We start from the raw sequence: 19,538 nt of genomic DNA on the forward strand, positions 1-19,538 counted from the left end.
AGTTATATTTCAATGTGATTGCAAATCTCATATTTTGCAAAAAAAACGGTGATTACGGCCTGATTTCGATTCGAAAAGCAAAAAAATACGTATGAATACCTCTTTTTTCGGCGGTAAAGTTCTGTTTTGCCCCTTTCTGATAAAAAAAGAACCGACTCTTTATATAGAAAGAATCGGTTTTATTCTAATATATCGTCTATTTGTCTGATGTATTTCGAAAGTGTTGCCGGCGTTATACCGTAAACGGCTGCCGTTTCTTTTTTCGTCGTTTTTTCGCCGTTTGCTTCTTTCCATACATATGCGATGGCTGCTGCCCATGCCCGCTCATTCTGTACGGCAGCGGCGGCGCGGATGTGCTGAATGACGTGAAAAACCCAGCAGCTCATGACGTCAGTTTTTAAACTGTCGGCTTCCGCTTTCTCCAGAAGCTTGACCGTCCGATACGTGAACACCGCATCACCGGAGACGCCTGAAGCGCCTTTTTCACCGGAAAGCAGCAGTCTGACGAAATCTTGTTCAAACGGTGAAACGGCGCGTTTTGCCGTCAGAACTTTTTCAAGCTGGTCCCGCTCTCCTTCAGCGCTGCTGATATAATAGGCGGCAAGCCGCTGTTCAAGTGAAGCAGGCAGCGGTTCCTGCCGCTCCGCCCAAGGCGCGGGCCGGTCTGATTCGGGAAATTCGGCTTCGGCCTTTTTCCAAATGGTTTCCGCAAATTCTGTGCGGCCTGTCCCGTAGGCTGAGGCGGCAAGCCAGTAATAAAACGTGTCGTCGCCTTCGAACCCGCTTTTGTAAAGAGAACGTAGCCATTTATAACCGAGATCATGTCTGCCGACAAGCGCTAGCGTCGCTCCCAGCTTATAGCGCTGTTCGAATAAAATCGGATACACGTTGGAGAGTTTTCCGCTCAATTCTCCGACTTTTTCATCTTCCCTCTCGTAATAGCAGAATACAAGGAGGTTGCACAGGGCATGGAGATTGCCTTCATTTTTCTCAAGCACTTCGAATACCGTTTGTTTCGCTTTTGTAACATTGCCTGAGTAAAAGTAAGCGAGCGCCAGGTTGTTGTATGCAGACCAAAGCTCGGGGTAATCGGCCGTAATCTCTTCAAGCATGACAACCGCTTCATGAAGCTGGCCGCTCTCAAGAAGCGTTTTTGCCCGGTCCTGCCTGATCAGCAGCTCATCCTGGTCATAGAGCGATTCGTCTTCACCCGCTTCACCGAAATCCAAAAGCTCCATCAGATTTTCAATCTCTTCGCTGAATTCACCGTCCGGATCGGCATCTGAATAAGCCGCCGCTTCTTTGTATGCTTCCTGAAAGAGTCCCAAATGCGCGAAATTATTCGCTTTAAAGTAATGACACTCGGGCATTTCTTCTTTCAGGTTCACCAAAATAAAGTCGAACAGCTCATTTGACTGCTGGTAGTGGCCCATTTCAGAATAAATGACGGCCAGCCGGGACAGCATTTCGGAATCATTCGGCTCGAGGTGGACGGCCCGCTGAATCAGTTTGCTGGCCCGCTTTAAATTCCGCTCTTTATATGCTTTTAAGCCTTTATGAAAAAAATATTGTCCATCCTGAAGCAGCTGGACAATTTGCGCGTGCTTTTTCTGTTCAGAAGTGTGTTTTCCCACAAATATCCTCCGTTTTATACGTATTACCGTCAGTAGTATACCATAAAACGGTTTCACCTCAATAGTTCAAAAGACAGGATCGGCTTCGTTTTTTACTGGCTGGTTCGACCAGATTTTAGCTGTTTTTTTCACGAGGCTCGGCTGGAAGAATGACACGGAAAAGGGTTCCTTCGCCGCGCTTGCTCTCAACCTCTACCGAACCGCCGTGCAGCTCTGCGATTTTTTGGGCGATGGACAGGCCGAGCCCGCTTCCCCCTGCGTTTCTCGCCTTGTCCGCTTTATAAAACCGTTCAAATACACGCTCCGCCTGTTCAGGCTCCATTCCGATTCCGTCGTCGGCGATTTCGACAGCCGCCGCTCCCGGCAGATCTGCAATTTTAACGGAAATGCGGCCGCCTTCACCGGTAAATTTTACGGCATTGTGAATCAGATTCATCCATACTTGGCTGAGCAGTGCTTCATCTCCGTACACATACGACTCCTGTAAATCAATGAGAAACTCAATCTGTTTGGCGGACCACTCAGGCTCACAGGTCAATATGGTGCGCCGCAGCTGTTTGTCAATGCGGAACGGTTTTTTTTGTATCGGTTCGGTTTGGCGTTCGAGCGCAGTGAGCTTCAGCAGATTTTCACTGATTTTTGATAATCGTTCTGTTTCTGTCTCGATGATGTGTAAGTAGCGCCCCCGCTCCTCATATGATAAATCCGGTTTTTTCAGAAGATGTGCGTAGCCCTTTAATGAAGTGAGCGGGGTTTGGATTTCATGGGAAACGTTCGAAATAAATTCTTGTTTCAGTTTTTCCATTTCACTCAGTTCCGCGGCGAGTGTCGACAGTTCATCAGCCAATTTCGTCACAGGATGGTTCCGCTCAATCTTCTCCATTTTCCGGGAAGCGGCCGCTGAGAAGTTGCCGCTCGACATTTGCTTGATCGTGGCGGTCAGCGAATCCCAGATCGCATGATGTCTTTCACGTGCTGACTTTGAAAAAATAAACATCGTTACAAACAGCAGGCCGAAAACAAGCCAAAGCGTCAGAATCTGCTCGGCGTACGGAACAAGCAAAATCGGCCATATGAGACCGAAACCCTGAACGATCAAGTGAGCCGCCAGCCATAAGAATGCGGTGACGGTGAGAAGAATGATGATTTTTCCAGCCGTTCTGAAGATCCGTTTCATCCTGTCACCACAAACCGATACCCGAGCCCCCGCACCGTATGGATGGCAAACGGATAGTCTTTTTCCGGAAACCGTTCTCTCAGCCTTTTAATATGCACATCAACGGTCCGCTCGTCACCTTCATAATCAAAGCCCCAAATATCTTCTATTAATTGTTCTCTTGAAAACGTCTTATTCGGATAACCGGCGAGCTTAAATAAAAGCTCAAATTCACGCCGGGGCAGTGTCAATCCCGCTCCGCCGCCGCGCGTTACAGTGCGGGATTGCTTATCTAATGTGACCGTTCCGATGGTCAGCAGTTTTTCAGCGGTGATCCGGTACCGTTTCAGCAATGCTTTGACCCTTGCTTCCAGCTCAAGCGGCTCAAACGGTTTGACGAGATAATCATCCGCTCCGGAAGTAAAACCTTGCACTTTGTCCAGCGTTTCGCCTTTTGCCGTCAGCATCAAAATCGGAATGTCCGTAAAGCTGCGGACGGCTTCACTGACTTCAAACCCGTCCATTTTCGGCATCATCACATCCAGTATGATGAGATCTATAGGTGCTGATTCGATCAGCCGCACCGCCGCTTCCCCGTCTTCCGCTTCTGCGACGTCAAAACCGATCTGCTCCATCATTAGGCGGACAAGCTCACGGATATTGCGGTCGTCATCCGCAACCAATATGACAGCCATGAAAATCCCTCCTTCTGCTTTTTTCTTTTCATGAATCGACATTATGGCTTAGCTCTTATCGTTACCGACCGTACACCCGTATGAACAGGACTCCGGCTGCTTTTTATTCATAAAGTCTTGCTTTACACAGCTTTGTTTTCTAAGTCGGCATTCAGCTTCAGCTGCTGCTCCGCAAAATCGCGGTACAGCGAATGGGATGCCATTAATTCATGGTGTGTGCCCCGTCCGGTGATTTCACCCTGTTCGACAAAGAGAAGCTGATCTGCATCCACAACCGTGGATAAACGGTGGGCAATCACAATCGTGGTGCGCCCTTTCATTAAGACTTCGAGCGCCTGCTGCACCCATTTTTCAGATTGGCTGTCCAGACTTGATGTCGCTTCATCAAGCATCAGAATGCTCGGGTTGCGAAGGAGCGCTCTGGCAATGGCGATGCGCTGGCGCTGTCCGCCTGACAGCATAATTCCCCGCTCACCGACCTCGGTTTCAAATTTCTTCGGTAAGTCTTCAATAAATTGCAGGGCGTAGGCCATGTCAGCCGCTTGCCTCAGTTCCTCATCAGTCACCTCGCGTTTTAATCCGTAGCAGATATTATCGCGGATGGTGCCTGACATTAACGGGCTTTCTTGCGACACATAGCCGATATGCTCCCGCCATGACTCAAGGGAATACGTATCAATCGGTTCGTTTCCGAGCAGGATGCTGCCCGCAGTCGGATTGTAGAATCGTTCAAGCAGCTTAAATAACGTTGTTTTTCCGCCGCCGCTCGGTCCGACGATCGCGGTGACTTTGCCGGCCTCAATCGTAGCCGTAATGTCTTTTAAGATGGTTTGATCTGTTTTGTAGCCGAATGAGACTTGTTCGAGCTTAATCGGCTGATCTGCGTTTTCAATGGCTTTTCCGGTTTGGATATCTTCTTCTTTTTCTGCAAGAATATGAATCATCCGTTCCGTTGCGCCGACGGATTTTTGAAGCTGTGTGAAGAATGAAGTGATCTGGCCCATCGGCATAATGATCTGAAACAAATACAGGATAAAGGCAACGAGTGCGCCGGCTGTCAATTCACCGGACGACACCTGCATCCCGCCGTACCCGATGACAGCGACCAGCGCCGCCATTAATACAAGTGTAATAAGCGGGCCTACGAGCGACTGCACCTTCGCTTCACGCAGCCCGAGTTTAAAGAGCGCCATGATGCCTGCTTTTCCGCGTCCGTATTCCGCTTCTTCAGCGTTTGACGCTTTTACAAGCCTGATTTCCGGGAGGATGTGGTTTAATAATCCGGTGAATCTCGCCGTTTCATCCTGTGTTTCCCGAGAAATTTTAAACATTTTCCGGCCGATCGGCACTAAAATCACCGCAGCCAGCGGCACGACGATCAGCACGAGCAATGTGAGCTTCCAGTTCATGAAAAATAAGATCGTCAGTGACCCGATAACGGAAATGATTCCGGTAATAAATCCGCTGATATTGTTTGTGATCAGCTCTTTTACCACCATTGTGTCATTGGTGACACGGCTGATCGTTTCTCCTGTGGCGTTTTTGTCAAAATAAGAGACGGGCAGTTTAATTAATTTCTGCCACAACAAATCACGCAGGCCAGAGATGATTTTCTGGCCGCTGTAGTTCAGGGCGTAGGTGGCGTAGGCGCTTAATGCGGCCTGTACGATAAACACGGCTGCGATGATTCCGATTTGCACGCCTGACAGCGACGACATGGAAAAGCCGTCAACGAGCTGCTTTGTCAAGAGCGGAATCAGCAGGCTGACGAGCGTTGTCACAATACTGAGAGACAGCGCGAAGGCCAGCATACCGTATGATGGTTTTGTTTTTTTGACTAATGAAAAGAATGAGCTGAATTTCCCTTTAGGTTTTGGTTGTTTATTCGGCATATGTTTTCCTCCTATATCACTGTTTATACTATAACGGATGTGCATGAACGGAATATGAACAAAACGTATATTTTTGATAAAAACCAAAATAAACTCTATTAGTCAATATTATCAAATTCATCTGCCTCGGGTTGCGGAAATAAGGAATATTTAATTGAATGTTTAAGTTTGACAGATTAAAAACCTCACGGATCTCTCCGTGAGGTTTGTTTTACTCAGATGCTGAATGGCGTTTCGCAAGGACGTCAAGCACGTCGTCCAAAGGAAGCGACTGCTCACGCAGAAGAACGAGCAAATGATACAGCAAATCCGCCGCTTCCCATTTTAATTCTTCATGGTCGCGGTTTTTCGCGGCGATAATAACCTCTGCGGCTTCTTCGCCGACTTTTTTGAGGATTTTATCGACGCCTTCCCGAAACAGATACGTTGTGTAGGCTCCGTCAGGCATCTCCGCCTGCCGTTTGGCGATTACGCTTTCCAGTTCATTTAAGATGCCGAAACGATCCTGCGCGTCCGCTTTTTCCGGAGAAAAGCAGCTGTAACTTCCCTTATGGCAGGCGGGTCCTGAGGGCTCCGCAAGCACGATGAGGGCATCTTGATCGCAGTCATAACGGATGGCTTTCACCTTTTGGGTATTCCCTGATGTTCCTCCTTTATGCCACAGCTCCTGCCGTGAACGGCTGTAAAACCAGGTTTCTTTCGTTTCTATCGTTTTTTCGTAGGATTCACGATTCATATAAGCCAGTGTCAGCACTTCTTTGCTTGCCGCATCCTGTACGATGGCGGGAATCAGTCCGGCCTCGTCAAACCGCAGTTCATCTGCCCGTTTCATCTCACATTCACCCCGTGTTTCTTCATATAATCTTTCACTTCTTTTATAGATGTCTCTTTGTAATGGAAAATGGAAGCTGCAAGCGCGGCGTCCGCTTCACCGATCGTGAAGGCTTCAAGCATATGGAGCGCGCTGCCGGCTCCCCCTGACGCAATGACGGGCACCGGGACGGCACGTGTGACAAGCTGTGTGAGCGTATGATTAAAGCCTGTTTTCTCACCGTCTGCGTCCATGCTTGTCAGCAGGATTTCACCCGCTCCCCGGCTGACGGCTTCTTTTGCCCAGGCCGTGACTTCCCACTCGGTTTTCTGTCTGCCGCCGTGTGTGTACACTTTATAGCAATCCGAATCTTCGTCATACTTTGCGTCAATCGCCGCGACGATGCATTGCGAGCCGAAAAAATCCGCTCCTTCCGTAATCAGCTCGGGGCGGAGAACGGCCGCTGTATTAACGGATACTTTATCAGCGCCGGCGCGAAGCATTCGTTTCATATCGCTTAATTGATTGATTCCGCCGCCGACCGTAAACGGAATCGCCAGTTTTGCCGCAACCTGTTCTACGACGTCTGTCATCGTCTTGCGGCCTTCGTGAGAGGCGGAAATGTCGAGAAAAACAAGTTCGTCAGCGCCCTCCCTGTCGTAGGCTTCGGCCAGCTCGACAGGATCGCCCGCATCTTTCAGCCCGAGAAATTGAATGCCTTTGACGACGCGGCCTTCTTTCACATCGAGACACGGAATGATTCGTTTCGTAATCATGCGTCCTTCACCCCGCTGAGCGCTTCAGCCAATGTAAATTGTTTTGTATACAGCGCTTTTCCGATAATCGCTCCCGATACGCCGGCGTCTTTGAAGCGGGCCAGTGCTTTGAGGTCGGCGACTGAGCTGACTCCGCCTGAAGCGATGACGGTTTTTCCCGTTGCTTTTGCGAGCTGAACGGTGCTTTCGATGTTCGGTCCTGACAGCATGCCGTCAGTTGCAATATCCGTGAAAATGAAGGTTTCCGCTCCTTCGGCCGCCAATTCACGGCCCAGATCGTCCGCCCTTACCGAGGATGTTTCCAGCCAGCCTTCCGTCGAGACATATCCGTTTCGTGCATCAAGGCCGATCGCGATTTTGCCGCCGTATTGTTTCAGCATGCTCTTCACGAATGCCGGATCGGATACGGCCGAGCTGCCGAGAATGACACGATCAACGCCTTGTGATAAATAACCGTACACATCCGCTTCAGAACGGATCCCGCCGCCGATCTCGACTTTGATATCAAGCTGCCGCGCAATGTCAAGAACATGCCTGTCGTTTACTTTCCTGCCTGCTTTCGCGCCGTCAAGATCCACGAGATGAATCCATTCGGCACCTTCTTGTGCAAATTGCGCCGCCATGTCTAAAGGAGAGTCACCGTATATCGTTTCCTTGCCGTAATCGCCTTGGATGAGGCGGACGCATTTGCCGTTTCTCATATCGATTGCCGGATATAATGTAAAAGCGTTCATTTCTTCACCTTCTGTTCCGCTGCCATTTTTGTAAATTGCGTTAAGATCGCCATTCCGGCCGTACCGCTTTTTTCCGGGTGAAACTGTGCACCGAAGACATTGCGTTTCCCGACGACCGCCGGAACACGAACGCCGTACTCAGCGCTTGCCAGAAGATCGCCGTCTTCCATCCCGTCTATATAATAGGAATGGACAAAGTAAACGAAGCCTTCCGCCGCTTCCGAAAGTAAAGGAGACGTTTGGTGAAGCGTCAGCCGATTCCAGCCCATATGCGGCACCTTCAGCTTGTTTCCTTCGGCATCTCTGTCTTTGAGTCTCACAGCTTTTCCGGCTAATAAACCAAGTCCTTTTGCAGAGCCGTTTTCGGTGCTTTCCTCGAAAATGAGCTGCATGCCGAGGCAGATGCCGAGGAGCAGCTTACCCTCGTCAACCACACGGTGTATGAATTGATCAAGCTTTGTGCTGCGTAAATTGTCCATGGCATCACTGAATGATCCGACACCGGGAAGAATAAAAGCATCCGCTTTTTCAAGCTCTTCCGGCCGGTCTGATACGACATACGGGACGCCGACGCGTTCCAGCGCCTTCGATACGCTGAATAAATTGCCCATACCGTAATCAATTACACCGATCATTTACAGCATTCCTTTCGTAGACGGCACACCCTTGACGCGCGGATCAATGGATGACGCTTCATCAAGCGCTCTGCCAAGCGCCTTAAACACGGCTTCTATCATATGATGAGTATTCGTGCCGTAATGAACGATGACGTGCAGATTCATTCTCGCTTCCAGCGCCAGTTTCCATAGGAATTCATGTACCAGCTCGGTATCAAACGTTCCGACTTTCGCTTGCGGAAATGCAGCGCGCATCTCAAGGTGCGGCCGGTTGCTCAGATCTACGGCGACTTGGGCGAGCGCTTCGTCCATCGGCACAAGCGCTGATCCGTACCGTTTGATCCCTTTTTTATCACCGAGCGCCTCCAAAAAAGCCTGCCCTAAACAGATGCCGATATCTTCAGTCGTATGGTGATCATCTATCTCCGTATCGCCTTTTGCGTCAACAGTTAAATTGAATTGCCCGTGCTTTGTGAACAAATCAAGCATATGAGTCATAAACGGCACATCCGTGCTGATGTCGGCTTTTCCTTCTCCGTCTATTTCGAAAGCCAGCTTAATATCCGTCTCATTTGTTGTTCTGGCGCGTTCCGCTTTTCTCATCGGTCATTCCTCCGTTTCTCGCTTCAATCGATCTTGCGTGCGCTTCAAGCCCTTCCAGTCTCGCGAAGGCGGAAATGCTGTCCGCGTGTGTTTCAAAAGCCTTCCGGCTGTATGAGATGATGCTCGATTTCTTTTGAAAATGTGTTACATTCAACGGGCTTGAAAACCGCGCCGTTCCGTTTGTCGGCAAAACGTGATTCGGTCCGGCAAAATAATCGCCGACCGGTTCAGCGCTGTATCGTCCTAAGAAAATCGCCCCCGCGTGTCGGATGCTTCCAAGCAAAGCCTCCGGCGAATGCGTCATGATTTCTAAATGCTCGGGCGCCAGCGCGTTTACCGTGTCCACCGCATCTTCCATCGATTCCGCGATATAAATGCGGCCGTGATCCCTGATCGACGCTTCGGCGATTTCTTTGCGCGGCAGCGTCTGAAGCTGTTTATTCACCTCATCTGCCACCGCTTCGGCAAGCTTCCGTGAGTCGGTGACAAGCACGCTTGAGCTGAGCGTATCGTGTTCGGCCTGTGAAAGCAGGTCAGCGGCGACTTCTTTGGGCACCGCCGTATCGTCTGCCAGAACCACGATTTCACTGGGCCCGGCAATCATGTCAATATCCACAACGCCGAAGACTTCGCGCTTTGCGAGCGCCACAAATATATTTCCGGGGCCCGTAATCTTATCAACAGGCTGTATCGTTTCAGTTCCGTAAGCGAGCGCGGCAATCGCCTGCGCGCCTCCCGCTTTGTAAATTTCCTTTATGCCGAGCTCAGACGCCGCCGCCAGAACGCCCGGTGAAAGGCGGCCGTCTTTTCCCGGAGGACTGACGAGAACGATCCGTTCCACTCCCGCAGTGAGAGCGGGGATGACATTCATTAAAACGGAAGACGGATAAGCGGCCGTCCCGCCCGGCACATATACGCCCGCGGAATCGAGCGCCGTTATTTTCTGCCCGAGCATCGTGCCGTCTTCGCGATGGTAAAACCAAGAAGATTGCAGCTGGCGTTCGTGATATTCTTTAATATTGGCAATCGCCTGCCTGATCACTTCCAGCAGCTGATCATCAAGCAGACGGTACGCCTCGGCGATTTCTTCTGCGCTCACGGCCATTTGGTTCAGGCTGATGCCGTCAAATGTTTTTGTATAGGCCAAAACGGCTTTGTCACCGTTTTGTCTGACGTCTTCAATAATCCCCCTGACGGTTTTCCGCTGCTCTTCGGTTCCGCTGTCGATGGAACGCTTCAGTGAGAACCGCTCGCTTCTATTTACTGCGGTTATTTTCATTGTGCCGTTTCTCCTTCCACAACCTTGGCCAGCCTGGCCGCCATTTCGTCGATTACATCATCCTTCATGCGGTAGCTGACCGGATTGACGATAAAACGCGATGTGATGTCACAAATATGTTCTGATTCAACGAGACCGTTTTCCTTTAATGTCCGCCCGGTTGATACGATATCTACGATTCTGTCAGCAAGCCCGATTAAAGGCGCCAATTCAATCGAACCGTTCAGCTTAATGATTTCCACCTGCTCGCCCTGCTCTCTGAAATAACTTGACGCAACATTCGGATATTTCGTCGCGATCCTCGGGGCGACTCCGTTCCAATCCGCTCCGGGAAGCCCCGCAACGGCGAGATGGCATTTGCTGATTTTCAGATCGAGCACCTCATACACGTCACGCTCTTCCTCAAGCATGACATCCTTTCCGGCAATACCGGCATCAGCGACGCCATGCTCGACATAAGTCGTCACATCCATCGGCTTTGCCAGAATAAAGCGGAGATTTTCTTCAGGAACGTCAATGATCAGTTTTCTCGATTCTTCAAACTCCTCGGGCAGCCTGTATCCGGCCTGCCGCAGCAACCCGGCTGCTTCTTCGAATATCCGTCCTTTTGGCATTGCCATTGTGAGTACCTTACCCATTCTGCTCTTCCTTTCTGGCACCGATAAAGTATGTGACGTTTGCGAATGATTTTGTCATATGATCGATATTTTCAATGCCCGCGAGATCCTGCAGGACGACTTTTCTGCCTCTCGCCCTTTCTTCCTCCGCGAATAAAATGGCCTGCGCCCGCTGCTCCTTGCTGAAAATCACGGCGTCCGCTTCACTAGTTTCTTCCTGGATGCCGAGCGCTTCAATCAGCCTGTCGATACGGAGCCCGAAACCCGTGGCGGGAGCGGGACTGCCGAAATGGCCGAGAAGATTGTTATAGCGTCCGCCGCTTCCGATGACAAAACCGACATTGGCCGCGTACACTTCGAATAAAATTCCCGTGTAATAACTCATATGGCTGACCATATTCAGATCAAGGCGAATATGCTCGGCACAACCGTAATCCTCAAGAATGTCCCACAGGTCTTCCAGCTCCTGAATCAAGCTTTGTCCGGAGATGCCGATGATCTCCTCCGCCTTGGCGCAGATCTCTTTCCCGCCTCGCAATTCCAGAAGTGCGAGCAGCCGGCTTTTGTCTATTGATGAAAGCGGAAGCGATTTGACATGTTCCCTGTATCCCACGTAATTTTTTTCAAAGAGAAAGCGCCGCAGAACATCCGCCCGCTCAGCATTGCCCAGAACCTCGACAAACAGCTCATCAGCGAGTCCGGCATGGCCGATCGCGATTTTAAATCGGTGCAATCCCGCGTTTTTCAAAGCGCCGGCCGCCAGCGCAATCACCTCGGCGTCCGCGCTTGTTGATCCGTCGCCGATCAGCTCCGCGCCGACCTGTTCGAATTCGGCCGGACGTCCGCCTTCCCGCTCCTGAGCGCGATAGACGTTTGCCGCATACCCCGCTCTGAGCGGATGATTGTGTTTGTGCAGCTTAGACGCCGCCACCCTGGCAATCGGTCCGGTCATGTCAGGCCGAAGCACAAGCGTTTTTCCGTCCTGGTCGAGAAGCTTAAACAGCTGCTGTTCTTCAATGGCTGACTGGACGCCTACTGTTTCATAGAATTCCAGGGTCGGCGTCTCCATAAACTGATAACCCCATTTATCAATTAAATCCGTCAGTGTGGAACGGACTTTTTTCTTTGCTTCGTATAAACCGGGCAGCGTATCTCTCATACCATGCGGTTTCTCAAACATAAACATTTGCCTTTCACACCTCCGCTTTGTCTGAAGGAAAATTCCGAATCCTTTAGTTCGCTAATATGATAATATGTTAGCAGATAAAAGAATGAATTGCAACGCCCAATGTCCGCCTATTCTTTTCCATAAACATGGCTAAAGAATGAACAAACCTGTAAACATATCGGAACGATCGAATCATATTGAGCAGAAGTGCTATAATACATAGAATAGCTTCATCAGAACAAGGGAGAGTAATAATGAAGACGCTTGGAACATTATGTGTGCTGATTCTGACAGCCATCCTTGTCTATCTCGGGTATAACATCTATACAAACGATATTCATTTGAATTTTTTTAATCAGCAGTCCGACGAGCCTGATGAGAAAACACCGTTAAAAGGGAGCGCGTCACCGCTGAATGTCGTTCTGTACAGACAGATGGATTCTCCCAGACTGTACAATGGCTGTGAGGTGACAAGCCTTGCCATGATTTTGAACAATGCCGGATATCATGTGTCAAAAAATACATTGGCGGATAAAATCAATAAAGTTCCGCTCACATACAGCAGCGGGCTGAAGGGAGATCCGAATGAAGGATTTGCCGGAGATATGGAAAACGGCCCGGGTTTAGGCGTTTATCATGAGCCGATTGATAAACTTGCCAAAGAATATGCGGGAAACAAAGTATACGATCTGACGGGAAAAGATATTTCTTCAGTGTACCGCCAGCTTGAAAAAGGGCGGCCGGTCTGGGTGATTACCACCACATCCTTTAAGCCGGTTGATAATATGCAGACTTGGAATACGCCGAACGGAAAAATCGACATTACGTTCAGCATGCATAGCGTAGCCGTCACCGGTTATGATCACGATTATGTATACGTTAATGACCCTTACGGCTATAAAAACAGAAAAACAGACCGATCTGACTTTGAAAAAGCCTGGAAGCAGATGGGCAGCCAGGCCATTGTGATCAAGTCATAAAAAAACCCCGCTGACGTTAATCAGCGGGGTTTCCCATTCGTTTTTTCATTTCTTCGTCCGTATAGATCACCTGCATCGGATTTCCTCCGACAAACGCCCCGGCCGGGACATCTTTGTGCACCAGCGTGCCGGCTGATACAACGGCTCCGCTCCCGATGGTGACGCCGGGCAGAATGGTTGTGTTTGCCCCGATCATCACCTCGTCACCGATTGTGACAAAACCGGTCCGGTACTCATGTATTAAATATTCATGAGCCAAAATGGTCGTATTGTAGCCGATGATGCTGTTTTTTCCGACAGTGATTTTTTCGGGAAACATGATATCCGGCATCACCATCAGCGCGAATGACGTCTGTTTTCCGACATTCATTTTCAAAAAGGTTCGGTACAGCCAGTTTTTCATGCTTAAAAACGGCGTATACCTTGCGATCTGAATGATGATGAAATTTTTCATCACCTTCAGAAAGGGAACCGTCTGATAAACATGCCACAATGAATTTGCACCTGCAACCGGATGGCGGTCTGTTTTTCTCACGGATTACTTCACTCCGGTGATGTGCAATAAATCACTCATTTTCTCGAGCATATAATCGGGTTCATAGGCGGAAAGCGTCTGTGCGCCTTTAATTGTCCACGCGACGCCGGCTGTTTTCGTGCCGGCGTTTTTGCCCGCCATGACATCGTGATAATTATCACCGACCATTATGGCTTCCGACGGATCGCACCCAAGCCGGCTGAGCGCAAGCCGCACAGGCTCGGGGTCAGGCTTCGGATGCTTTACATCATCAAGCGTGACGACAGTATCGAAAAACGCCCCGATGCCTGTCAGCTTCAACCCCATATTGACTGTATCCCTCAGCTTCGTGGTGACAATACCGAGCTGATATCCCGCTTTTTTCAATTCATCCAGCGTTTCATAAACCGTTTCGTACTCCGTGACGAGCTCATCGTGCTTTTCATGGTTGAATGCTCTGTACATGCTGATCATCTCATCGCACTTTTCAGCATTAATGCCTGAAAACGTTTCATACAGAGGCGGGCCGATAAACGGAAGCACATCTTCCCTTTTAAACTGCCCCGGGCAATAATGATCAAGCGTATGAAGGTAAGAAGCGATAATCAGTTCATTCGTGTCAATCAGCGTGCCGTCGAGATCAAATAAAATGGCGGTTACACGTTTATCAGTCATCTTATGTCCTTTCCGATTTCAGCCGTCAGTCCGTGTCGGCATACCGCTTATCGGCATACCCCTTCATGCGTCTGAAAATCATTAAAATAATCGCAAGTACAATCAGCACAATGGAAATGACCTGCGCGATCCGAAGCTGGCTCGTAAGCATCAGGCTGTCCGTCCGCATTCCCTCAATAAAGTATCTGCCGATCGAATACCAGATCACATACGTCAAAAACAGATTGCCCCTGCGCAGGTTCACGCGGCGGAGCAGAAGCAGAATCACGACGCCCGCAAAACTCCACAGCGATTCATACAAAAACGTCGGGTGATAATATTGTCCGTCTATGTACATCTGATTAATGATGAAATCCGGAAGATGCAGACTTTCCAAAAATGACCGGCTGACCGCTTCACCGTGAGCCTCCTGGTTGATAAAGTTCCCCCAGCGCCCGATGGCCTGGCCGAGCAGAATACTCGGCGCGGCAATATCCGCCAGCTTCCAGAATGAGATCCCTCTTACTTTTGAAAAGACGATTCCCGTCGCGATCGCGCCGATTAATCCGCCGTGAATCGCAATGCCGCCTTTCCAAATTTTAATGATTTCCCCGGGGTGTTCCGAGTAATAGCTCCACTCGAAAAGCACATAATATGCCCTTGCGCAAATGATTGCGATCGGGATGGCGAAAAGAACAAGATCAATAAAAATGTCCTTTTTCAGCCCCCGCTTTTCACTCTCCCTCATGGCCATCCAAAGCCCTAATAACGCGCCCGCGCCGATAATGATGCCGTACCAGTGCACGGATAAAGGCCCGAGCTGCAAGGCAATCGGATTGATTGGTGTTCCTGCTTCGTTCATATTATTGCCAACTCCTATTCGTCTTGTTCGCCGTCTTCAATGACATCCGCCAGCTTATTCGTGAATTGCTCGGCAGCATTTAAGCCCATCCGCTTCAATCTGAAGTTCATCGCCGCAACTTCGATAATAACGGCGAGATTCCGCCCCGGGCGAACGGGAATGGTCAGTTTTGTAATTTCCGTATCAATGATTTTCATTTTTTCTTCTTCAAGTCCGAGACGGTCGTATTGTTTCCCTTGCTCCCAAAGCTCAAGGTCCATGACGATTGTAATTCTTTTATTGCTTCTGACGGCGCCCGCTCCGAACAGCGTCATGACATTTATAATGCCGAGCCCCCTGATTTCGAGCAGATGCTCAATCAGATCAGGCGCGTTCCCGACAAGGGTATCCTGATCCTCCTGCCGGATTTCAACGCAGTCATCCGCGACAAGACGATGGCCTCGTTTGACAAGCTCCAGCGCCGTTTCACTTTTACCGACGCCGCTTTTTCCCGTAATGAGCACGCCGACGCCGTATATATCCACAAGCACGCCGTGAATGGCCGTTGTCGGCGCGAGACGGCTCTCAAGAAAATTCGTCAGCCTGCTTGACAGCCTGGTTGTTTTCAGAGGGGATCTGAGCACAGGCACACCGTTTTGCTCGGAAGCTTCTACAAGCTCCGGCGGGATCGGCATATCTCTGGAAAGTATGATAGCCGGCGTCACATCGGTGCACAGCGATTTCATCCGCTGTTTCTTATCTTCCTCGGGAAGCTGATCGAAAAATGACAGCTCCGTTTTTCCTAAAAGCTGCACCCGTTCTCTCGGGTAATATGTAAAATAACCGGCGATTTCAATACCGGGCCGTGATAAATCACTCATCGTAATCGGGCGGTTAATCCCTTCTTCTCCGCTGATCAATTCTAAATGGAACTGCTCCATTACGTCTTTGGTCCGAACCTTTGCCAAGATATGTTCCTCCTGTTCTGGGATGTTCCGAGCTTTGAACAGTTATATTTTATCACTTTACCGTCTGAACCAAAACAGATTTATACAATTCCGGCATAACTGGTCTAGATAACTAGTCTGAAAAAGAGTAAAATAAAACTAACAACTAACCAGAAAGGCGTGTTTTAAAGTGGCTGAAAGCTTGTTAATCAGCGGTGCGGACATCGTAACAGAAGAAGAAATCATCCGAAACGGATTTCTCGGTATAAAGAACGGCATCATTACTTACGCGGGGAAAACAAGACCGCAAGAAACGTATGAGAAGGAATGGAAGGCGCCCGAGGGTTCATATGCGCTTCCCGGAATGATTGATATTCATATTCACGGCGGATACGGCGCGGATACGATGGATGCTGATGTTGCAGCTCTTGATACAATGTCCGCCCGGCTGCCCGAAGAAGGAACAACCTCTTTTCTAGCGACAACGATCACACAACAGCACGAAAACATTGAAAAAGCGCTCGTCAACGCCAAAGAATGGACGTCTTCCTCACCGCAGGCCCAAAAAGGCGCTGAGTTGATCGGCATTCATTTAGAAGGACCGTTTGTCTCTCCGAAAAAGGCGGGAGCACAGCCGAAACAATGGATTACTCCTGCTGATGCCGGGCTCTTTCAGAAATGGGAGCGGCTCTCGGGAGGGATGATCAAAATCGTGACGCTTGCGCCGGAAGAAGATCCTGATTTCAGCCTGATCCGTTATTTAAAAGACCAAAACATCATTCCGTCAATGGGACACACAGACGCAGGAGCCGAGCTTTTACAAAAAGCGGCGGATGCCGGGGCAGTGCATATGACGCACCTCTTCAATGCCATGAGCTCCTTTCATCACCGTGAGCCAGGGGGCATCGGTACGGCTCTCGCCTGCGGCCGCATCACGGCGGAGCTGATCACCGACGGCATTCATTCCCATCCTTTGGCCGTTAAGCTTGCCTATTTGGCGAAGGGAAGCCAAAACCTGATCATGATCACAGACTCCATGCGGGCAAAAGGACTTAAGGACGGAGAATACGAATTCGGCGGACAAAAAGTCACCGTCCGCGGGGACACGGCGCTTCTCTCTGACGGGACGCTGGCCGGTTCCATTTTAAAAATGAATGAAGGCGCGGCGCTCATGCGCAGGTTTACAAACTGCTCATGGCCGGATATAGCAAATATGACATCGGCAAATGCGGCCCGCCGCCTCGGCATATTCGACCGTAAAGGAAGCATCGCGGAAGGAAAAGACGCCGACGTTGTTCTGACGGACGGAAAGTGCGGCGTGCTGGCCACGATTTGCCGCGGAAACACCGCATATATCTCAAGGGAGGCAGATTGGACATGAACGTTATCACATGCAGACATTATGAAGAGTTAAGTGAAAAAGCCGCATCGATTATCGCTGAAACAGTGAAACAAAAGCCGGATGCCGTTCTCGGCCTTGCGACGGGAGGCACTCCTGAAGGCGTATACAAAGAACTTGTGCGGATGCACCGCTCAGAAGGCTTGTCATTCCGAAATGTCACGACGATCAACCTTGATGAATACGCCGGGCTTTCTCCCGAGGACAAAAACAGCTATCATTATTATATGAATACACATTTTTTTGCACATATCGACAGCCGAAAGGACCGTCATTTTCTCCCTGACGGACGGGCAGACGATCTTGATGCCGAATGCGGACGCTATGACCGATTGATTCAAACACTCGGCGGAGCGGATATACAGCTTTTAGGCATCGGACACAACGGCCATATCGGCTTTAATGAACCCGGGACGCCATTTGAATCCCGAACCCATGTCGTTGAGCTGAATGAAGAGACAAGACAGGCGAATGCGCGGTACTTTCCGTCAATTGATCAGGTCCCTGTAAAAGCCCTGACAATGGGGATCGGGACGATTTTGTCCGGCAAACGGATTTTGATCATGGCATCCGGAAAAAGCAAGGCCCAAGCGGTGAAGCAGCTTCTGGACGGGCGCATCAGCGAAGCATTCCCCGCCTCCGCCCTGCACGCGCATCCGGATGTGACGGTCTTGATTGATGAAAAGGCTGCGGGCGGCGATTGAAAGGATTTGACCTATGCAGATTGATAAACAATCTCCGATTCCGATTTACTTTCAGATTATGGAACAATTAAAAACACAAATCAAAAACGGCGAGCTGAAAGCGGATGCGCTGCTTCCGTCGGAGCGGGAATACGCCGAACAATTCGGCATCAGCCGAATGACGGTGCGCCAGGCGCTTTCCAATCTGGTGAATGAAGGATTTTTATACAGGCAGAAAGGCCGGGGAACGTTCGTCAGCAAACTGAAGATGGAACAGCCGCTTCAAGGGCTGACAAGCTTTACGGAAGATATGAGAAGCCGGGGCATGAAGCCGGGGAGCAGACTTGCCGAATACCAGCTGATTCAGGCGACGGAAGAATTATCTTCTATCCTGGGATGCGGCTATCCGGCAACGCTTCATAAAATCATCCGCGTCCGGCTGGCGAATGATATCCCGATGGCGATTGAAGCCTCGTACATTCCGTTTGACAAAGCGGGAAAACTGGACGCCTCTCATTTTCAATCATCCATGTATGAGCATATTGAAGCGTACAATCAGATGCCGATCTCACGGGCTAAACAAGAGCTTGAACCGGGAGCCGCTTCCGAGGAAGAAGCTGAGCTGCTCGGTATCCAGCCCGGCGCCCCCGTCCTCTATATCAAGCGGACCACTTATCTGCAGGACGGCACTGCCTTTGAGCACGTCAAATCCGCCTACAGAGGCGACCGCTACACATTCGTGCATTATATGGACAGGGTGAAATGAAACATCTCCAACCGTTACGGGTTGGAGATGTTTTTTTGATCTGCCATTTTCAAATCAAGCCGGTGAATGGTCTCTATGACTCTGGCAAAACGAAGAGGCTGTGGTTCTGGTATCTATTTTTTATAAAGAAAAGAGTAATAAAATGCTACCCTCTGTTTTGGACAATATACGGAACCTGCTTTGAAATCAGCAGCAGCGGTTCTTTGTTTTTATGAGCCAGCGAAAACATGATTGCGCCTTCAATCATCGAGTTGATTGTCACCCCGAGCTTCTCCGCTTCCTCTTGTTCAAACCCATGCTCAAGAAATTTTGCCGCAAACACATCCGTCCACTTTTTGAACACCTCAACACATGTGCATCTTAACGTTTCATTGATCAGAGCGGTCTCACCCGCCAGCAATCCAACCGGCACGCCCTCAATATTCTGCGGATCATTAAACTGTTCAGCCGTTACATGAATAAAGTGCTGGATCGCTTCTATAGGGTCCGCGAATTGAGCCATACTATTCTGTATTTGCTTTTCAACGCATCTTCCCGTATGTTTGATCGCCGCAATGGCGAGTTCTTCTTTTCCGTTTGGAAAGTGATGATACACAGACCCTCTGGGTGCTCCGCTCTCTTTTATAATTTGATTCAAACCAGTCGCATGATATCCCTGAATCTGAAAAAGATATGCAGAGGTTTGAATAATTCTTTCTTTTGTCCCGGTTTTACTGTTCATTATGTTTCCTCCTGCATATTACGAAAACCAATCGATTTTAGTATAGAAAAG

General features: G+C 49.6%; 21 protein-coding genes. 4 read left to right on the forward strand and 17 right to left on the reverse strand.

Annotation, left to right across the window (positions count from 1 at the left end; all coding sequences use genetic code 11):
* Positions 1–179: 179 nt before the first annotated feature.
* The 12 genes from HWY38_RS02380 to HWY38_RS02435 all read right to left on the reverse strand — a co-directional run bounded on the left by HWY38_RS02380 (position 180) and on the right by HWY38_RS02435 (position 12,000).
* Complete coding sequence (locus HWY38_RS02380) at positions 180–1,634, reverse strand: tetratricopeptide repeat protein (RefSeq protein ID WP_224181185.1); 1,455 nt, start codon at positions 1,632–1,634, stop codon at positions 180–182.
* Positions 1,635–1,749: 115 nt separating this feature from the next.
* Positions 1,750–2,811 carry a sensor histidine kinase gene (locus tag HWY38_RS02385; RefSeq protein WP_224181186.1) on the reverse strand — a complete coding sequence of 354 codons (1,062 nt, stop codon included), beginning with the start codon at positions 2,809–2,811 and terminating at the stop codon, positions 1,750–1,752.
* Positions 2,808–3,485, reverse strand: a complete 678-nt coding sequence (locus HWY38_RS02390) for a response regulator transcription factor (protein WP_224181187.1) — start codon at positions 3,483–3,485, stop codon at positions 2,808–2,810. Before HWY38_RS02390 ends, HWY38_RS02385 begins: the two co-directional genes overlap by 4 nt.
* 122 nt (positions 3,486–3,607) lie before the next feature.
* Entirely contained in the window at positions 3,608–5,377 is a 1,770-nt protein-coding gene (locus HWY38_RS02395) for an ABC transporter ATP-binding protein (RefSeq protein WP_174737094.1), read from the reverse strand.
* Between the two features lie 211 nt (positions 5,378–5,588).
* The gene (hisIE, locus tag HWY38_RS02400; RefSeq protein WP_224181188.1) at positions 5,589–6,209 is read right to left on the reverse strand and encodes a bifunctional phosphoribosyl-AMP cyclohydrolase/phosphoribosyl-ATP diphosphatase HisIE; all 621 of its coding nucleotides are present in this window, start codon (positions 6,207–6,209) and stop codon (positions 5,589–5,591) included.
* Positions 6,206–6,964, reverse strand: coding sequence for an imidazole glycerol phosphate synthase subunit HisF (gene hisF, locus HWY38_RS02405; protein WP_044801896.1), 759 nt, complete (start codon positions 6,962–6,964; stop codon positions 6,206–6,208). The genes hisIE and hisF overlap by 4 nt, the downstream gene beginning before the upstream one ends.
* A complete protein-coding gene (gene hisA, locus HWY38_RS02410; protein ID WP_224181189.1) occupies positions 6,961–7,698 on the reverse strand; it encodes a 1-(5-phosphoribosyl)-5-[(5-phosphoribosylamino)methylideneamino]imidazole-4-carboxamide isomerase in 738 nt (245 codons plus the stop codon). The genes hisF and hisA overlap by 4 nt, the downstream gene beginning before the upstream one ends.
* Positions 7,695–8,333, reverse strand: coding sequence for an imidazole glycerol phosphate synthase subunit HisH (gene hisH / locus HWY38_RS02415; protein WP_224181190.1), 639 nt, complete (start codon positions 8,331–8,333; stop codon positions 7,695–7,697). The genes hisA and hisH overlap by 4 nt, the downstream gene beginning before the upstream one ends.
* On the reverse strand, positions 8,334–8,918 hold the full coding sequence (hisB, locus tag HWY38_RS02420; protein ID WP_007614023.1) for an imidazoleglycerol-phosphate dehydratase HisB: 585 nt from the start codon (positions 8,916–8,918) through the stop codon (positions 8,334–8,336).
* A complete protein-coding gene (gene hisD / locus HWY38_RS02425; RefSeq protein WP_224181191.1) occupies positions 8,884–10,197 on the reverse strand; it encodes a histidinol dehydrogenase in 1,314 nt (437 codons plus the stop codon). The genes hisB and hisD overlap by 35 nt, the downstream gene beginning before the upstream one ends.
* The gene (gene hisG / locus HWY38_RS02430; RefSeq protein WP_029325809.1) at positions 10,194–10,835 is read right to left on the reverse strand and encodes an ATP phosphoribosyltransferase; all 642 of its coding nucleotides are present in this window, start codon (positions 10,833–10,835) and stop codon (positions 10,194–10,196) included. The genes hisD and hisG overlap by 4 nt, the downstream gene beginning before the upstream one ends.
* Positions 10,828–12,000, reverse strand: a complete 1,173-nt coding sequence (locus HWY38_RS02435) for an ATP phosphoribosyltransferase regulatory subunit (RefSeq protein WP_224181192.1) — start codon at positions 11,998–12,000, stop codon at positions 10,828–10,830. Before HWY38_RS02435 ends, hisG begins: the two co-directional genes overlap by 8 nt.
* Positions 12,001–12,236: 236 nt before the next feature.
* Between HWY38_RS02435 and HWY38_RS02440 the strand changes: the two genes are divergently transcribed.
* Positions 12,237–12,962: a C39 family peptidase gene (locus HWY38_RS02440; RefSeq protein WP_007614029.1), complete on the forward strand. Its 726-nt coding sequence runs from the start codon at positions 12,237–12,239 to the stop codon at positions 12,960–12,962.
* A 16-nt stretch (positions 12,963–12,978) separates the two neighbouring features.
* On the opposite strand, the gene HWY38_RS02445 is transcribed toward HWY38_RS02440, so the two are convergent.
* From HWY38_RS02445 to hprK, 4 genes are read right to left on the reverse strand one after another with little or no spacing between them, the layout of a single operon-like run.
* The gene (locus tag HWY38_RS02445) at positions 12,979–13,497 is read right to left on the reverse strand and encodes an acyltransferase (RefSeq protein ID WP_224181193.1); all 519 of its coding nucleotides are present in this window, start codon (positions 13,495–13,497) and stop codon (positions 12,979–12,981) included.
* 3 nt (positions 13,498–13,500) lie between these two features.
* The gene (gene ppaX, locus HWY38_RS02450) at positions 13,501–14,151 is read right to left on the reverse strand and encodes a pyrophosphatase PpaX (RefSeq protein WP_012118550.1); all 651 of its coding nucleotides are present in this window, start codon (positions 14,149–14,151) and stop codon (positions 13,501–13,503) included.
* 25 nt (positions 14,152–14,176) lie between these two features.
* On the reverse strand, positions 14,177–14,992 hold the full coding sequence (gene lgt / locus HWY38_RS02455; RefSeq protein ID WP_094247459.1) for a prolipoprotein diacylglyceryl transferase: 816 nt from the start codon (positions 14,990–14,992) through the stop codon (positions 14,177–14,179).
* Positions 14,993–15,006: 14 nt separating this feature from the next.
* A complete protein-coding gene (gene hprK / locus HWY38_RS02460) occupies positions 15,007–15,939 on the reverse strand; it encodes an HPr(Ser) kinase/phosphatase (RefSeq protein ID WP_003151456.1) in 933 nt (310 codons plus the stop codon).
* A 169-nt stretch (positions 15,940–16,108) separates the two neighbouring features.
* Between hprK and nagA the strand changes: the two genes are divergently transcribed.
* The 3 genes from nagA to HWY38_RS02475 are packed head-to-tail and all read left to right on the forward strand — an operon-like array spanning position 16,109 to position 18,766.
* The gene (nagA, locus tag HWY38_RS02465) at positions 16,109–17,299 is read left to right on the forward strand and encodes an N-acetylglucosamine-6-phosphate deacetylase (protein WP_224181194.1); all 1,191 of its coding nucleotides are present in this window, start codon (positions 16,109–16,111) and stop codon (positions 17,297–17,299) included.
* Complete coding sequence (nagB, locus tag HWY38_RS02470; protein WP_012118553.1) at positions 17,296–18,021, forward strand: glucosamine-6-phosphate deaminase; 726 nt, start codon at positions 17,296–17,298, stop codon at positions 18,019–18,021. The genes nagA and nagB overlap by 4 nt, the downstream gene beginning before the upstream one ends.
* 13 nt (positions 18,022–18,034) lie before the next feature.
* Positions 18,035–18,766 carry a GntR family transcriptional regulator gene (locus HWY38_RS02475; protein ID WP_012118554.1) on the forward strand — a complete coding sequence of 244 codons (732 nt, stop codon included), beginning with the start codon at positions 18,035–18,037 and terminating at the stop codon, positions 18,764–18,766.
* Positions 18,767–18,911: 145 nt separating this feature from the next.
* Here the strand turns inward: HWY38_RS02475 and HWY38_RS02480 are convergent, their stop codons facing one another.
* Entirely contained in the window at positions 18,912–19,487 is a 576-nt protein-coding gene (locus HWY38_RS02480; protein ID WP_224181195.1) for a TetR/AcrR family transcriptional regulator, read from the reverse strand.
* Positions 19,488–19,538 lie beyond the last annotated feature (51 nt).

It is taken from the genome of Bacillus sp. KS1, assembly GCF_020075515.1.
Taxonomy (GTDB): domain Bacteria; phylum Bacillota; class Bacilli; order Bacillales; family Bacillaceae; genus Bacillus; species Bacillus velezensis.

Coding starts and splice junctions, on each gene's coding strand:
- HWY38_RS02475 (WP_012118554.1), top strand. CDS start 18,035: ATGCAGATTGATAAACAATCTCCGATTCCGATTTACTTTCAGATTATG.
- HWY38_RS02385 (WP_224181186.1), bottom strand. CDS start 2,811: ATGAAACGGATCTTCAGAACGGCTGGAAAAATCATCATTCTTCTCACC.
- hisIE (WP_224181188.1), bottom strand. CDS start 6,209: ATGAAACGGGCAGATGAACTGCGGTTTGACGAGGCCGGACTGATTCCC.
- ppaX (WP_012118550.1), bottom strand. CDS start 14,151: ATGACTGATAAACGTGTAACCGCCATTTTATTTGATCTCGACGGCACG.
- hisF (WP_044801896.1), bottom strand. CDS start 6,964: ATGATTACGAAACGAATCATTCCGTGTCTCGATGTGAAAGAAGGCCGC.
- hisH (WP_224181190.1), bottom strand. CDS start 8,333: ATGATCGGTGTAATTGATTACGGTATGGGCAATTTATTCAGCGTATCG.
- hisD (WP_224181191.1), bottom strand. CDS start 10,197: ATGAAAATAACCGCAGTAAATAGAAGCGAGCGGTTCTCACTGAAGCGT.
- nagB (WP_012118553.1), top strand. CDS start 17,296: ATGAACGTTATCACATGCAGACATTATGAAGAGTTAAGTGAAAAAGCC.
- lgt (WP_094247459.1), bottom strand. CDS start 14,992: ATGAACGAAGCAGGAACACCAATCAATCCGATTGCCTTGCAGCTCGGG.
- hisB (WP_007614023.1), bottom strand. CDS start 8,918: ATGAGAAAAGCGGAACGCGCCAGAACAACAAATGAGACGGATATTAAG.
- hisA (WP_224181189.1), bottom strand. CDS start 7,698: ATGAACGCTTTTACATTATATCCGGCAATCGATATGAGAAACGGCAAA.
- HWY38_RS02440 (WP_007614029.1), top strand. CDS start 12,237: ATGAAGACGCTTGGAACATTATGTGTGCTGATTCTGACAGCCATCCTT.
- HWY38_RS02390 (WP_224181187.1), bottom strand. CDS start 3,485: ATGGCTGTCATATTGGTTGCGGATGACGACCGCAATATCCGTGAGCTT.
- hisG (WP_029325809.1), bottom strand. CDS start 10,835: ATGGGTAAGGTACTCACAATGGCAATGCCAAAAGGACGGATATTCGAA.
- HWY38_RS02435 (WP_224181192.1), bottom strand. CDS start 12,000: ATGTTTATGTTTGAGAAACCGCATGGTATGAGAGATACGCTGCCCGGT.
- HWY38_RS02395 (WP_174737094.1), bottom strand. CDS start 5,377: ATGCCGAATAAACAACCAAAACCTAAAGGGAAATTCAGCTCATTCTTT.
- HWY38_RS02480 (WP_224181195.1), bottom strand. CDS start 19,487: ATGAACAGTAAAACCGGGACAAAAGAAAGAATTATTCAAACCTCTGCA.